Consider the following 14,505-nt stretch of genomic DNA (forward strand, 5'->3'; position numbering starts at 1 on the left):
CCGGCAGCGTGCCACGGTCTGACTTCAAGCGACCTTCCTTCCGGCTTCGATCCCGGCGCCCGCCGCCATCAGCGAGTTCGGCAGGGTGGATTCGATGGTCACGTCGACGATCTCGCCGATCGCCCCCGCCCCGGCCGGCAGCACCACCGGCTGCAGGAAGGGCGAGCGGCCGACGAGCTGATGGGCGTAGCGGCCCGGCTTTTCCACCAGCACCGGGATGGTTTGCCCGACGAGGCTTTCGGCGAAGCGGTCCTGCTGGACGCGCAGCAGGGCCTGCAGGCGCTGCAGCCGCTCGGACTTCACCGCCTCGTCGACATGATCGTCCATGTCGGCGCCGGGGGTGCCCGGACGCGGCGAATACTTGAACGAGAAGGCGGAGGCGTAGCCGACCTCGACGACGAGGCGCATCGTGGCGTCGAAGTCTTCCTCGGTCTCGCCGGGGAAGCCGACGATGAAGTCGCCGGACATCGCGATGTCCGGCCGGGCGGCGCGGATCGTCTCGATGAGCATCAGATAGTCGGCCGCCGTATGGCGCCGGTTCATCGCCTTGAGGATGCGGTCGGAGCCCGACTGCACCGGCAGGTGCAGATACGGCATCAGGCTGGCGAGATCGGCATGGGCGCGGATCAGCTCGGCGTCCATGTCGCGCGGGTGCGAGGTGGTGTAGCGCAGCCGCGCGATACCGGGGATCTCGGCAAGGGCGCGCAGCAGGCCGGCGAGGCCGACCGGGCGGCCGGCGGCATCCTCGCCCGCCCAGGCATTGACGTTCTGGCCGAGCAGCGTGACCTCGCGGACGCCGGAGTCCGCCAGGCGGCGCGCCTCCTCGACGATGCCGGCGAAGGGCCGGGAGACCTCCGAGCCGCGGGTGTAGGGCACGACGCAGAAGGTGCAGAACTTGTCGCAGCCCTCCTGGACGGTGAGGAAGGCGGTGACGCCGCGGGCGCGGATCTGGCGGTCGCTGGTGCGGGGCAGATGGTCGAACTTGTCCTCGACGGCGTAGTCGGTGTCGACCACCTTGTCGCCGCGGGCGACCCGGGCCAGCGCCTCGGGCAGGCGGTGATAGGTCTGCGGGCCGACGACGAGGTCGACGACCGGGGCGCGGCGGATGATCTCGCCGCCTTCGGCCTGGGCGACGCAGCCGGTGACGCCGACGCGGAACTCGCGGCCCTGGCTGTGGCGCTCGGCCTTGATGGCGCGGATGCGGCCGAGCTCGGAATAGACCTTCTCGGCGGCGCGCTCGCGGATATGGCAGGTGTTGAGCAGGACGAGGTCGGCGTCCTCGATCGTCCCGGTCGGCTCGTAGCCGTCCTTTGCCAGCGCATCGCCCATGCGCTGCGAATCGTAGACGTTCATCTGGCAGCCGTAGGTCTTGATGAAGACTTTTCGGGTATTGACGCCGGCGCCCACCGGGACGGGTGCTTCGTTGGTTTCGGTCATGCGCCCTTCTGATCGGACCGTCGCCGCCGGCCGTGCCGGCAGAACTGGTTAGATACCTATATCGCGAGCATCGGCACCATTCGCAAGTCGCAGATCGGCCTCGCTCGCTCCGGCGCCACGATTCGTCGTGCATCTGTGGCCGCGAAGGCTCGCCACCAGCATGCGCCTCACCTGCTCCTCGGCGGCCCGGGCGATGCGCTTGCGGTCGGAGTCGGCCTCGAAGAGCAGCGGTTCGCCGAACGTCACTTCCGCCTCGACGGCGCCTTCACGCAGGAAGGCGAGAAGATGCGGCCCGAGCGGGACGTCGCCCGGCCAGGCGGCGAGCGGGCGGAAGTACCGCCCGAGCGGCAGGCCGTGGGCGCGCGTGTAGGCGATCGAGACCGGCTGGACGCGGACGGCGTGGGTCTCGGCGTGCCGGAGCGCCGCCTGGGCGGCGCCGAACAAGGCGGTCTTGAACGGCAGCACCTCGTTGCCGTCCGAGGTCGTGCCCTCGGCAAACAGCACCATGACGTCGCCCTGGTTCAGCCGCTCGGCGATGGCGTCGGCCTGCACGCCGGTGCGCCGGCGGTCGCCGCGCTCGACGAAGACCGTGCTCTGCAGCCGGGCGAGCAGCCCGAAGGCAGGCCACTCCCGAACTTCCGCCTTGGCGATGAAGGACAGCGGCATGATCCGGCCGAGCACCATGATGTCGGCCCAGGACTGGTGATTGGCGGCGATCAGCAACGGGTGGTCGGGACTGGGCCGGCCGACCACCGTCACCCTGAGGCCGGTGACGGCGCAGCCGACGACGTGCCAGAGATGCGGCAGGCGCCGCGCTAGGTCCCAGCCGCGCGCCATGGCGAGGCTCTGCAGCGGCCAGAGGAGAAGCGTCATCGTCGTCAGCACGAAGGCGACGAACCCGACCCGCAGCCAGGCGATCATGCGCTGCCGGCTCTCTGCGCCGTCATGGCCTGGCGTGTTCCTGCACGGCCTAGCGCAGCGAGCGCTTGAGGGTCAGCGCGCTGGTGCGCCGTCCGTCCGGCTGGCGGTAATAGGCCGGCCGGCGCCCGGCCTCGACGAAACGCAGGCGCTCGTACAGCCGCCGCGCGGCAGTGTTCTCCTCGTCCACCTCGAGGAACAGCGAATCGGCACGCTCGGCATGAAGATGCTGCAGAACATGGTCCATCAGCAGCCGCCCGACGCCGTGCCGGCGGGCGCGCGGGGCGACCGCTATGGTGAGGATTTCCGCCTCGCCCTTGGTGTTGCGGGCGAGCACGAAGCCGAGGGGCGGCTCGCCGGAATGGCCGACCCGCCGCGCGACGAAGCCGAAACTGCCGTCCTGGCTCAGCAGCGACGCCAGCTCGTCGCCCGACCAGGAGTGATCGAAGGCCTCGCTGTGCAGTTCCGCGGCGGCATCGAGATCGTCGTCGGTGAGCGGCGTGCAGACCACCGGGCCGGTACGGATCAGCGCTTCCAGAAACGTGCTCGTCCAGGCCCAGGGCAAATACCAGTACATCGAACTTCTCCCCCTGCGCCCGCTTTCCGGTCTGCTCCATCATGGCAGGACGCAGCTTGCGGCGAGATTAACCCATCACGGCACGGCTTGAGGAGAGGCCGCGGCGCGAAAGCTGATCGAGCCCGCCGCGCTCGGCGGCTTGGCGTCGGCGCCGCGCAAATAGAGCGGCCGCGGCGGCGCGTCGGCCGCGCGTGCGGCGAGCGCTCCCAGCGCGTGGAGATCGATGCGGGAATCGCTGCCGAGCACGAGCGGGTTGCGGTCCGGCAGAGCGGCGAGGGCGATCGCCGAGCCGGTGCCGACGAGCCCGAGCGGGGTGCCCGTATCGAGCCGGACCAGCATGTCCGGCAGATCGGCCGGCGGCAGCGCGCGGGGCGCCGCGAGAACGGCGCCGTCCGGGGCATGGAGGGCGGCGTAGATCTCGCCGCGCCTGGCGTCGAGCGTGGCGAGAATCGCCCTGCCCTGGCCGAGGGCGGGCGCGGCAAGGGCGGAGAGCGTGTCGATACCGACGGCCGGAACGCCGAGGGCCAGTGCCAGGCCGCGGGCGCCGGCGACGCCGACCCGGATGCCGGTGAACGAGCCCGGGCCGACGGTGACGCCGATCCGCGCCAGGTCGGCATAGGTGACGTTCGCCGCGTCGAACACCCCGGCAATCACCGCCATCAGCTGCTCGGCGTGGCCCTTGCCGATCTCCGGCTCGGCCGCGGCAAGCAGCACATCGCCGTCGGCGTCATAGACGGCGGCGGCGCAGCGCTCGAAGGCGGTGTCGATGGCGAGGATCAGCTGGGTCACGCGCGGCTCGCTCGGGCCCGGGCGCACCCGAGGCGGCCCGCCGCCGCGGCGCCGGCGAAAGCGGCCACGGGCGGGATTTCGCGGTTCAGGCGGCTTCCACCGCCTCGACCGCCTCGACCTCCGGCACGAAATGCCGCAGCAGGTTCTGGATGCCGTGCTTCAGCGTCGCCGTCGAGGACGGGCAGCCGGCGCAGGCGCCGCGCATGTTGAGATAGACCGTGCCGTCGCGGTAGCCGCGGAAGGTGATGTCGCCGCCGTCCTGGGCGACGGCCGGGCGCACCCGCGTCTCGAGCAGTTCCTTGATCGTCGCCACCGTGCCGGCGTCGCGCTCCTCGAAGAACTCCTCGCCGTCGGGCGCCGCGGTGCCCTCGCCTTCCGCCAGCATGACCGGATCATTCGACAGGAAATGCTCCATCAGCCCGGCGAGGATCGCCGGCTTCAGGTGCTGCCAGTCCGGGCCGTCCTTGGAGACGGTGACGAAGTCGTAGCCGAAGAACACGCCGGTGACGCCGGGTACCGCCATCAGCCGGGCGGCCAGCGGCGAGCGGCCGGCGGCGTCCGCCTGCGACAGGACCTCCTCCGTCCCGGTCTCGATCACCACCCGGCCCGGCAGGAATTTCAGCGTCGCCGGGTTGGGGGTCACTTCGGTCTGGATGAACATGGCTTGCCCCTTGGGCGACCGGAGCCGCCGAATTCATTGGAATGGTTCTAAAGTTTACAGCGCGGCGCTGCTCACCGCAAGATAAGGTACGCGAACCGCCATCAACAGAGGCTGGCGATATCCTCGTCGGTCAGCGTCGCCGGCACGATGGTCACCGGGATCGGGAAGGCCGCGCCCTTGCCGGCGACCGAGGAGACCAGCGGTCCCGGTCCCTCCGACGCGTCGCCCGCCGCCAGCACGAGGATCGCGATCTCGCGGTCGGCCTCGATCAGCGCGTGGATCTCCTCGACGATCTTGCCTTCGCGCACGACCGTCTCGGCCTCGATCCCGACCTTCTCGCGCAGCTCGTCGGCGACCTTGGCGAGCTTGGTGCCCGCCTCCTCGGCGGCCTCGGCCCGCATGATCTTCTCGACGCCCAGCCAATGCTGGAAATCGCCGGGCTCGATCACGAAGAGCAGCACGGCGCCGCCGCCGCTGGCCTTGGCGCGATGCGCCGCATAGGAGGCGGCGCGCCCGCATTCCGGCGTGCCGTCGATGATCGCAAGAAACTTGCGCTTGCCGCCGGCTTCCCGGCCAATTCGTCTTGATACCATGCCGGCAAGATGGCAGCGGCGATGCCCGCCGACAAGCGGCGGCGCTGTCCGGCTCCCTACTTTGCCGCGGCGGTGTGGCGGGGCGACGGCGGGCGGGCCCCGGCGCCGCGCGCCTGCCAAGCCTTCAGTCGTCGAGCAGGCCGATGATCTGCTTGACGTCCTTCATGGTCCGCTCGGCGATGGCGCCGGCGCGCTCGCCGCCGTTGCGGAGCACCGCGTCGATATGGCCGGGATCGGCCATCAGGCGGCGCATCTCGGAGGTCACGGGCCCGAGCGTCTCGACCGCCAGATCGACCAGCGCCGGCTTGAACTCGGAGAATTGCCGGCCGCCGAACTCGGCGAGGATCTCGGCCTTCGGCCGCTCGGCGAGCGCAGCGTAGATGCCGACGAGATTGTCCGCCTCCGGCCGGCCGGCGAGCCCCTCCGGCTCGGACGGCAGCGCGTCGGGATCGGTCTTGGCCTTGCGGATCTTGCGGGCGATGGCCTCGGCATCGTCCGTCAGGTTGATGCGCGAGAGGTCCGAGGGGTCGGACTTCGACATTTTCTTGGCGCCGTCCTTGAGGCTCATCACCCGCGTCGCCGGCCCCTCGATCAGCGGCTCGGTGATCGGGAAATAGCCGGTCACGGTCGCGTCGCCCATCGCCATCGGCTCGCCGAGCCCCGCCGCCTCGATCCTTGCCGAGAAGTCGTTGTTGAACTTCGCGGCGATGTCGCGGGTCAGCTCCAGATGCTGCTTCTGGTCGTCGCCGACCGGCACGTGGGTGGCGCGGTAGAGCAGGATGTCGGCGGCCATCAGGCTCGGATAGGCGAGCAGGCCGAGCGAGGCGTTCTCGCGGTCCTTGCCGGCCTTCTCCTTGAACTGGGTCATGCGGTTCATCCAGCCGATGCGCGCGACGCAGTTGAAGATCCAGGCCAGCTCTGCATGGCCGGACACCCGGCTCTGGTTGAAGACGATGTGGCGCGCCGGATCGATGCCGGCGGCAAGGAAGGCCGCGGTGATCGAGCGGATCTGGCCCGGCAGGTCGTCATGCACGAGCTGCGCGGTGATCGCGTGGAGATCGACGACGCAATAGAGGCAGTCGTGGCTCTCCTGCAGGGCGACGAACTTGCGGATCGCGCCGAGATAGTTGCCGAGATGCAAATTGCCCGTCGGCTGCACGCCGGAAAACACGCGGGGAGAAATGGCGCTCATGGGTCGCGGCTCCGGGGGTCGGACATCAAGGGTGAAATCGCGGCGGGTTATGGCCGAGGGGCCGGCATCGATCAAGCGCTGCCTTCATCGGGGCCGCGGGCGGGCGTCGACGGCCGGCGCCGCTTCAGCACCGCGAAAAGCAGCCGGCGGTCTGCGGCGCCGGTGGCCAGCGCCAGGCCGAAATAGATCGCCATGGCCGAGGCGACGAGGATGCCGATCGCCAGGATCTGCGTCGTCAGCGGGCTTTCCGGCCGCAGCCAGTCGTCCAGCTCCAGCATCGCGCCGACGAGCGCGGCACCCATCGCCAGCGAACAGAGAAGCGTCAGGGTCGCCCGCCTGACCAGCTGCCGGTCGACCTCCCACAGGCCCTTGCGGTAGAGCCCGGCGAAGAGCAGCCCGGCGTTCAGCCAGCCGGCGATGGTGGTCGCCCAGGCGATGCCCTGCTCGGCGAGCAGGGGAAACAGCGCCAGCGACAAAGCGATGTTCACCCCGGCCGAGAACAGCGTCACGTACATCGGCGTCCGCGTGTTCTCGCGGGCGAAATAGCCGGGCGAGAAGACCTTGATCATGACGAAGGCCGGAAGGCCGAGGGCGAAGATGCCGAGCACGGCGGCGACGGCAGGCGTCGCGGTGGGATCGAAGGCACCGCGCTCGTAGATCACCCGGATGATCGGCTCGGGAATGATGAACAGGGCGACGGCCGCCGGCAGCGTCAGGAACAGCGCGAATTCCAGACTTCGGTTCTGGGTGTGCTGGGCCTCGCGCAGATGCCCGGCCTTCAAGGCACGGGCGAGCTCCGGCAGCAGCACCACGCCGATGGCGATGCCGACCATGCCGAGCGGCAGCTGGTACGGCCGGTCGGCATATTGCAGGATCGACACCGCCCCCGGCTTGAACGAGGCGACGGCCTGGCCGACGAACAGGTTGATCTGGGTGATGCCGCCGATCAGCGCGGCGGGGCCGGCCAGCACCAGCAGCCGCTTCAGCCCCCTGGTCCAGCGCGGCCGTCGGAGCGCGACGCCGAAGCCGGCCATGCGCATGGCAACGACGACCATCGCCAGCTGGGCGAAGCCCGCGAACAGCACGCCCCAGCTCATCAGGAAGCCTATCGTCGCCTTGTCGGCCCCGGCGTACTGGCACCAGACGAGAACCCCGATCAGCACGAAGTTCAGCAGCGTCGGCGCCGCGGCGGCGGCAAAGAAGCGCCGGAAGGCGTTGAGGATGCCGCTGACCATCGCCATCAGCGACATGCAGGCGAGATAGGGAAACATGATGCGCGACAGCGTGACCGTCAGGTCGTAGCGCGCCGCGCAGGACAGGACGTCGCCGCCGGCGGCGGGATCGTCGATGCAGACGGCAAGGCCGGGCGCGATGATGGTCTTCACCAGGAACGGCATGAAGATCATCGCGACGACGGTCAGCGTCACCAGCACCGTGAAAAGGGTGGAATAGACTTCGCTGGCAAACCCTCTGGCGCCGGTTTCGCCCTCCTCCTCCAGCGAGCGCGCGAAGAGCGGGATGAAGGCGGCGTTGAAGGCGCCCTCGGCGAACAGCCGGCGGAACAGGTTGGGGAAGCGGAAGGCGAGGTTGAACGCGTCCGCGACCGGCCCGACGCCGAGCGCCGAAGCCATCATCATCTCGCGGCCGAAGCCGAAGATCCGGGAGACCAGCGTCGCGCCGCCGACCGTCGCAAACTTGGAAAGAAGGCTCATCGGGCGGGCATGCCGAAGGCGCGCGGCGAGGACATGGTGACCAGCGAGGAGACCTCACCCTCGGGATTGTCGAATACCGCCTTCAGCCGTGCCTCGATTCGCTCGGCGCGGGTCTCGGAGGTGATCTTGGTGCCGATCAGGTCGGTCACGTAGAAGACGTCGACCACCTTCTCGCCATAGGTGGAGATGTGGGCCGAGCGAATGTCCAGGTTGAGATCGGAGATGGCGCCGGTGATGTCCGACAACAGGCCGGGCCGGTCCAGCCCCTCGACCTCGATGACGGTGAACTGGTTCGACAGGTCGTTGTCGATGCGGATCCGCGGCGGCAGGCTGAACAGCCGCGTGCCCCGCGACGGCTTGCGGTGGGCGAGCAGGTTGGCCGGCACCTCGCGCCCCTGCAGCAGGCGCTCGATGTTGTCGCAGATCCGCTCGGCGCGGCGCAGTTCGTCGTCGTCGGACTCGAACTCGCGGTTCAGCAGCATGACGTCGAGGGCCCGCCCGTCCGACATGGTGAAGATCTGCGCGTCGGCGATGTTGGCGCCGGCACCGGCGCAGGCGCCGGCCAGCAGCGACAGCAGCCGCGGATGGTCGGGGGCCAGCACCATGATCTCGGTGATGCCGTGGAAGCGGTCGGTGCGCACCGCCGTCGAGAGCGGCCGGCCGTCCGACGCCGCGCGGACGAAGTCGGCGTGGCGCAGCTGGTCCTCGAGCGGCGTGGTGAGGAAATAATTGGGATAATGCAGGTCGAGATAGGCCTCGCGTCCGGCGTCCGGCCATGAGGACAGCCGCTCGGCGAGGCGCAGGCGGGCGCGCGCGAGCCGCTCGCTGCGCGACGACTGGGTGAAGCCGCCGGTGAGCGTCGGCTCGGTCTCCAGGTAGAGCGTGCGCAGCAGCTGTCCCTTCCAGCCGTTCCACACGCCCGGGCCGACCGCCCGGATGTCGCAGACGGTCAGCACGGTGAGGAGTTTCAGCCGGTCGAGCGTGCGGACCTTCTCGGCGAAGTCGAGAATGGTCTTGCGGTCGGTGAGGTCGCGCTGCTGCGCGGTCATCGACATCAGCAGGTGGTCCTCGACCAGCCAGGCCACCAGGTCGGTCTCGCGCTCGTCGAGGCCGAGCCGCGGGCAGAGCTCACGGGCGATCCTGGCGCCGGCGACTGAGTGGTCCGCCGGCCGGCCCTTGGCGATGTCGTGCAGGAGCAGCGCGACGTAGAGCGGCGTGCGGTCCTTCAGCGTCGTCATGAAGCCGGTCGACAGCGGCAGCTCGTCGGAGAGATGGCCGTGCTCGATCTTCGACAGCGTGCCGATCGTCCGCAGCAGATGCTCGTCCACCGTGTAGTGGTGGTACATGTTGAACTGCATCATCGCGACGATGCGGCCGAAATCGGGGATGAACCGGCCGAGCACGCCGGCCTCGTTCATCCGTCCCAGATGCAGCGCCGGATCGACCCGGTCGGTGAGGACGTCGAGGAACAGGCTGTTGGCGTCGCGATTCTCGCGCAGCGCGGCATCGACGAGGCGCAGCGAGCGGCGGATCAGCTTCAGCGCGTCCGGATGGTATTCGAGCTGGTGCATCGCCGCGAGGCGGAAGATCCGGATGAGGTTGACCGGATCGTCGCGGAAGACGTTCGGCCCGGTGACGTTGATGCGGTTGTTGTCGATGTGGAAGTCGAGCGTGCCGGGGATCTTGCGGGCGCGGCCGCGCAGGCTGCGCACGAAGCCCTTCAGGCCGGGAACGTCCTTGGCGTGCTCCTCCTCCAGCGCCGCGCAGAAGATGCGCGTCAGATCACCAACGTCCTTGGCGATCAGGAAGTAGTGCTTCATGAAGCGCTCGACGTCCTTCAAGCCCGGATGGGTGTTGTAGCCGAGGCGCTTGGCGATCTCCGGCTGCAGGTCGAAGGACAGCCGCTCCTCGGCCTTGCCGGTGGCGAAGTGCATGTGGCAGCGCACCGCCCAGAGGAAGTCCTCCGCCTTGGCGAACAGCCGCCATTCGCGCCGCGAGAACACCCCCGCCTCGACCAGCGCCTCCGTGGTGGTGACCCGGTAGTGGTACTTGGCGATCCAGAACAGCGTGTGCAGGTCGCGCAGCCCGCCCTTGCCTTCCTTGACGTTCGGCTCGACCAGATAGCGGGTATTGCCGCTCTTGGCATGGCGGGCCTCGCGCTCGGCGAGCTTGGCGGCGATGAATTCCTCGCTGGTGCCGGCGACGACTTCGGCGTCGAACCGCTTCCCCAGTTCGGCAAACAGGTCCACGTCGCCGGCGACCAGCCAGCGTTCCAGGATCGAGGTGCGGATGGTGAAGTCGGCGCGCGCCAGCTTGATGCACTCGTCGACAGTGCGCGAGGCGTGGCCGACCTTGAAGCCCATGTCCCACAGCATGTAGAGCAGGTACTCCGCTACCTGCTCCCCGAGCGCCGTCTGCTTGTAGGGCAGCACGAACAACAGGTCGATGTCGGAGCCGGGGGCGAGGGTTCCGCGGCCGTAACCGCCGACCGCCACGACCGCCATCCGCTCTCCCGCGCTGAGATTGGACGTCTGGAACACGTGCCGGATCGCGTAGTCGTGGATCTCGCGGACCACGACATCCTGGACCGCGGCGAGGCGGCGAGCGCAGAGCAGGCCGCTGCCGTCCGCAAACAGCGCTTCCTCGATGGCCGAACGGGCATCCGCGACAGTCTGCTTCAGGAGCGCGAGGATCTCGCGCCGGGCCGCAGGCGAAGCGCCGGCCGCGCCGTCGCCGGCGGCGATGGCGCCGAGCGCGGCGCGCAGCGTCTCGACATCGAGGATGCCGGCGAGATCGACTTCGTCGACCTCCGCCGGAACCGGATGCTTGGCGGGAAGAGCTCTCGCCTCGGTCAACGACATTCACGTTCCCAGATCAGGAGTGCACGTGCCGCAGCCTATAGCCCACTCGGCGGCCGCATGCGACATGGCTTGCCCGCAACGCCATCTGTCCTCAAAGCACCGGGAGAGGACATCCGACGCAAAAATGGGCCGCTCCAGCGGAGCGGCCCATCCTGTCTGTGCCGTCGCAAGCGACGGCGGGCGTAGCTGCCAGTGTTACTGGGTCGCCTCGGTCGAGGAGTCGTCCTGAAGGGCGTCGGCCTCCTGGCCCTCCGGCTCGGCGCCCGGCGAGAAGGTCGCGCCGGAACCCGGAACGATCGGCTTCATGCCCGGGGCTTCGTCAGAGGTCGCGCTCGTGGTGTTGGCGTCGGTGCCAGCGGCGACATCGTCACGCTCCTCGGCGCGGTTCATCTCGCGCTGCGCGTCGTTGCCGGGGACGATCGTCTCGGATGCCGAGGTCGCGCCGGTCTCGGCCGAGGAATTGCCCGGCTGGGCAGCCACGGCGTCACGCTCGGCAGCGTTGTTTTCCTCGATGACGGTTTCCGAGCCCGGCACGTCCGGGGCAGCGGACTGGGCGAAGACCGGCATCGCGAAGGTCGAGGCGCCGAGCAGCATGGCGGAGATAAGAGCGGTATTCTTCATGTCATAAAACCTTTCATCTTGTGCGACGGCAGAGAAATTTCTCCACTCGCCAGCAACCGGTGGCGAACACCATGATCAGTGATAGAACCGATGTAACCACAGGCTGGTTCCATCGCAGAGGACGACGATACAATCCCGAGTAAAGGCGGGGGATCGAGCCTCGTTGGGAAATCAATGCATCGGCCGCCAGATGGTTCCGCAGGGTTGTTCTCGCCGTCGGCAGGTCAGCGAGGGGCGGAACCCGCCAAGGCTTTCAGCTGATACAGTGCCTCGAGGGCCTCGCGCGGCGACAGCGCGTCCGGATCGAGCCGCGCGAGCGCGTCCGAGACGGGTGCCGCCACCGGCGCCGGCGCCTCGGCGCGCCGCATCGTCGCGGAGAACAGCGGCAGGTCGTCGACCAGCGCGGTCCGCCGCCCCGCCTGCTCGCCCTTCTCCAGCTCCTCCAGCACGTGCCGCGCCCGCTCGACCACCGAAGGCGGCAGGCCGGCGAGCTTGGCAACCTGGATGCCGTAGGAGCGGTCGGCGACCCCCGGCTTGACCTCGTGCAGGAAGACCACGTCGCCCTCCCACTCCTTCACCCGCATGGTCGCGTTGCGCATGCGCGAGAGGCGCGCGGCCAGCGCCGTCATCTCGTGGAAATGCGTCGCGAACAGCGCCCGGCAGCGATTGACCTCGTGCAGATGCTCGACGGCGGCAAAGGCGATCGACAGGCCGTCATAGGTCGCCGTGCCGCGGCCGATCTCGTCGAGGATGACCAGCGCCCGCTCGCCCGCCTGGTTGAGGATCGCGGCGGTCTCGACCATCTCCACCATGAAGGTCGACCGGCCTTCGGCGAGATCGTCCGACGCCCCGACCCGCGAGAACAGCCGGTCGACGACGCCGATATGGGCACGGGTGGCCGGGACGTAGGAGCCGACCTGCGCCAGCACCGCGATCAGGGCGTTCTGGCGCAGGAAGGTCGACTTGCCGCCCATGTTGGGACCGGTGATCAGCCAGATCGCCCCGGCGCCGCCATCGGCCGGCGGCGACAGGTCGCAGTCATTGGCGACGAAGGGCTGGCCGCTGCCGGCCTTCAGCGCGGCCTCGACGACCGGATGGCGGCCGCACTCGACGAAGAAGGCGAGGCTGTCGTCGACCACCGGCGCCACCCAGTCGTCGGCGACCGCGAGTTCTGCAAGGGCGGCCGAGACGTCGATCACCGCCAGCGCCGCGGCACCCTGCCGGAGCGTATCGGCCGCCGCGTCGACCTGGCCGGCCAGCCGGTCGAAGCATTCGAGTTCCAGCCGCAGCGCCTCGGCGGCGGCGCCGGCGATGCGGCTTTCCAGCTCGGCGAGCTCGGCGGTGGAGAACCGCATGGCCGAGGCCATGGTCTGGCGATGCACGAAGTCTGCGACCCCGACCAGCGCGCGGCCCTGCGCGTCGCCCACCTCGATGAAATAGCCGAGGACGTTGTTGTGCTTGATCCGCAGGTTGCGGATGCCGGTCTCGGCGGCGTAGCGGCCCTGCAGCTCGGCGACCACCCGGCGGGCGTCCTCGCGCAGCGTACGCGCCTCGTCGAGCGCCGGCAGCGCCCCCTCGCGCACGAAGCCGCCGTCGCGCCGCTGCAGCGGCACCTGGTCGGCCAGCATCTGCGACAATTCGTCCCGCAGCGCCCCGGGCAGCGCGGCGAGGGCCTGGCGGTGCGCCGCCAGCTCCGGCGGCAGTTCGTCGCCGAGCAGCGCGCCGACCGCCATGGCCGCGTCCAGCCCGTCGCGGATGGCGGCGAGATCGCGCGGCCCGCCACGTCCGAGCGACAGCCGCGACAGCGCCCGCTCGATGTCCGGCAGGCCGGCCAGCGCCTCGCGCAGGCGCTGGCGCAGCGACGCGGCATCGACGAACCAACCGACCGAGGCGTGCCGCTCGCGGATCGCCGCGGGGTCGGTGAGCGGCGCCGCGAGCCGGCCGGCAAGGAGCCGCGCCCCGGCCCCGGTGCGGGTGCGGTCGATGGCCGACAGCAGGCTGCCCTGCCGCTTGCCGGAAATCGTGCGGGTGAGTTCCAGCGAGGCGCGGGTCGCCGGGTCGATCTGCATCAGCGAGCCGGCGACGATACGCTCCGGCCGCTGCAGGCCGGGACGGGCCGCCATCTGGGTCTTGCCGAGATAGGCGATCAGCGCAGCCGCCGCAGAGAGTTCGGCGCGGCCGAAGCCGCCGAAGCCCTCCAGCGTCGCCACGCCGAAGAAGCGGCAGACCCGCTCCTCGGCGGTGGTGCCGTCGAACAGCGCCTGCGGCTCCGGCTGGATCCGCCGCCCGTAGCGCCGGAACAGCGGCTGCAGCGCCGCGTCGTGGAACACCGGTTCGGCGACGACGATCTCGGAGGGCTCGATCGCTGCGATGTCGGCCTCGAGCTGCGCGCGGCCGGATTCGGCGAGGCGGAACGTGCCGGTCGAAAGATCGGTCCAGGCGAGCGCGTAGGCGGCGTTGTCGCCGCTGCCGCCGAGGCGTGCCAGCGCCATCAGGAAGTTCGGCCGGCCCGGATCGAGCAGCGCTTCCTCGGTGATGGTGCCGGGCGTCACCAGCCGCACGACGTCGCGCCGCACCACCGACTTCGCGCCGCGCTTGCGGGCTTCCGCCGGGTCCTCGATCTGTTCGCAGACGGCGACGCGGTGGCCGAGGCCGATCAGGCGCTGCAGATATTCGTCGGCCGAGACCACCGGCACGCCGGCCATCGGGATGTCGGCGCCCTGGTGCTTGCCGCGCTTGGTCAGCGCGATGCCGAGGGCGCGCGAGGCTTCGGCGGCATCGTCGAAGAACAGCTCGTAGAAGTCGCCCATGCGGTAGAACAGCAGGCAATCGGGATTGGCCGCCTTGATCTCGATATATTGCGCCATCATCGGCGTCGGGGCCGCGTCCCTGTCGATCGTCATCGTCCGGATCGATCCTTCCCTCGCCGGCGACAGGCCGCCCCTGCCGCCTGCCGGTCTCCCGCCTTCCCCGGCTTAGCTTCGCCGCCTTCGCGAGAAAAGGGCACGGGCCGACAATCCCGGGGAGGACGGGGCGGGCGGGGGCGGCGCCGGCCGCCGGCAGAAGCCGGCAAGGCCTTTCGTCGTGGGGCAGCGATCGCTCGCTAATTCCGCCAGGGGGCGCGTCAACGCCGGCGCCCGGGCG

11 protein-coding genes are annotated in these 14,505 nt (G+C 69.9%); all 11 read right to left on the bottom strand.

The window, feature by feature from the left end; genetic code table 11:
- Nucleotides 1-24 precede the first annotated feature (24 nt).
- Nucleotides 25-1,437 carry a tRNA (N6-isopentenyl adenosine(37)-C2)-methylthiotransferase MiaB gene (gene miaB / locus LXB15_RS18380; RefSeq protein WP_233949812.1) on the bottom strand — a complete coding sequence of 471 codons (1,413 nt, stop codon included), beginning with the start codon at nucleotides 1,435-1,437 and terminating at the stop codon, nucleotides 25-27.
- Between the two features lie 48 nt (nucleotides 1,438-1,485).
- Nucleotides 1,486-2,358 carry a 1-acyl-sn-glycerol-3-phosphate acyltransferase gene (locus LXB15_RS18385; RefSeq protein ID WP_233949813.1) on the bottom strand — a complete coding sequence of 291 codons (873 nt, stop codon included), beginning with the start codon at nucleotides 2,356-2,358 and terminating at the stop codon, nucleotides 1,486-1,488.
- 49 nt (nucleotides 2,359-2,407) lie between these two features.
- Nucleotides 2,408-2,932: a GNAT family N-acetyltransferase gene (locus LXB15_RS18390; protein ID WP_233949814.1), complete on the bottom strand. Its 525-nt coding sequence runs from the start codon at nucleotides 2,930-2,932 to the stop codon at nucleotides 2,408-2,410.
- Nucleotides 2,933-3,007: 75 nt separating this feature from the next.
- Complete coding sequence (tsaB, locus tag LXB15_RS18395) at nucleotides 3,008-3,721, bottom strand: tRNA (adenosine(37)-N6)-threonylcarbamoyltransferase complex dimerization subunit type 1 TsaB (protein WP_233949815.1); 714 nt, start codon at nucleotides 3,719-3,721, stop codon at nucleotides 3,008-3,010.
- A gap of 85 nt (nucleotides 3,722-3,806) precedes the next feature.
- Nucleotides 3,807-4,382 (bottom strand): NifU family protein, encoded by a 576-nt coding sequence (locus LXB15_RS18400; RefSeq protein WP_233949816.1) that lies wholly within the window; start codon nucleotides 4,380-4,382, stop codon nucleotides 3,807-3,809.
- A gap of 101 nt (nucleotides 4,383-4,483) precedes the next feature.
- Complete coding sequence (locus tag LXB15_RS18405) at nucleotides 4,484-4,975, bottom strand: universal stress protein (RefSeq protein WP_233949817.1); 492 nt, start codon at nucleotides 4,973-4,975, stop codon at nucleotides 4,484-4,486.
- A 124-nt stretch (nucleotides 4,976-5,099) separates the two neighbouring features.
- Nucleotides 5,100-6,167, bottom strand: a complete 1,068-nt coding sequence (gene trpS, locus LXB15_RS18410; protein ID WP_233949818.1) for a tryptophan--tRNA ligase — start codon at nucleotides 6,165-6,167, stop codon at nucleotides 5,100-5,102.
- A gap of 71 nt (nucleotides 6,168-6,238) precedes the next feature.
- Nucleotides 6,239-7,879, bottom strand: coding sequence for a murein biosynthesis integral membrane protein MurJ (gene murJ, locus LXB15_RS18415; RefSeq protein WP_233949819.1), 1,641 nt, complete (start codon nucleotides 7,877-7,879; stop codon nucleotides 6,239-6,241).
- A complete protein-coding gene (locus LXB15_RS18420; RefSeq protein ID WP_233949820.1) occupies nucleotides 7,876-10,740 on the bottom strand; it encodes a [protein-PII] uridylyltransferase in 2,865 nt (954 codons plus the stop codon). Before LXB15_RS18420 ends, murJ begins: the two co-directional genes overlap by 4 nt.
- A gap of 195 nt (nucleotides 10,741-10,935) precedes the next feature.
- Nucleotides 10,936-11,361, bottom strand: a complete 426-nt coding sequence (locus LXB15_RS18425; RefSeq protein ID WP_233949821.1) for a hypothetical protein — start codon at nucleotides 11,359-11,361, stop codon at nucleotides 10,936-10,938.
- Nucleotides 11,362-11,585: 224 nt separating this feature from the next.
- A complete protein-coding gene (mutS, locus tag LXB15_RS18430; protein ID WP_233949822.1) occupies nucleotides 11,586-14,264 on the bottom strand; it encodes a DNA mismatch repair protein MutS in 2,679 nt (892 codons plus the stop codon).
- Nucleotides 14,265-14,505 lie beyond the last annotated feature (241 nt).

The organism is Aurantimonas sp. HBX-1 (assembly GCF_021391535.1).
Lineage (GTDB): Bacteria > Pseudomonadota > Alphaproteobacteria > Rhizobiales > Rhizobiaceae > Aurantimonas.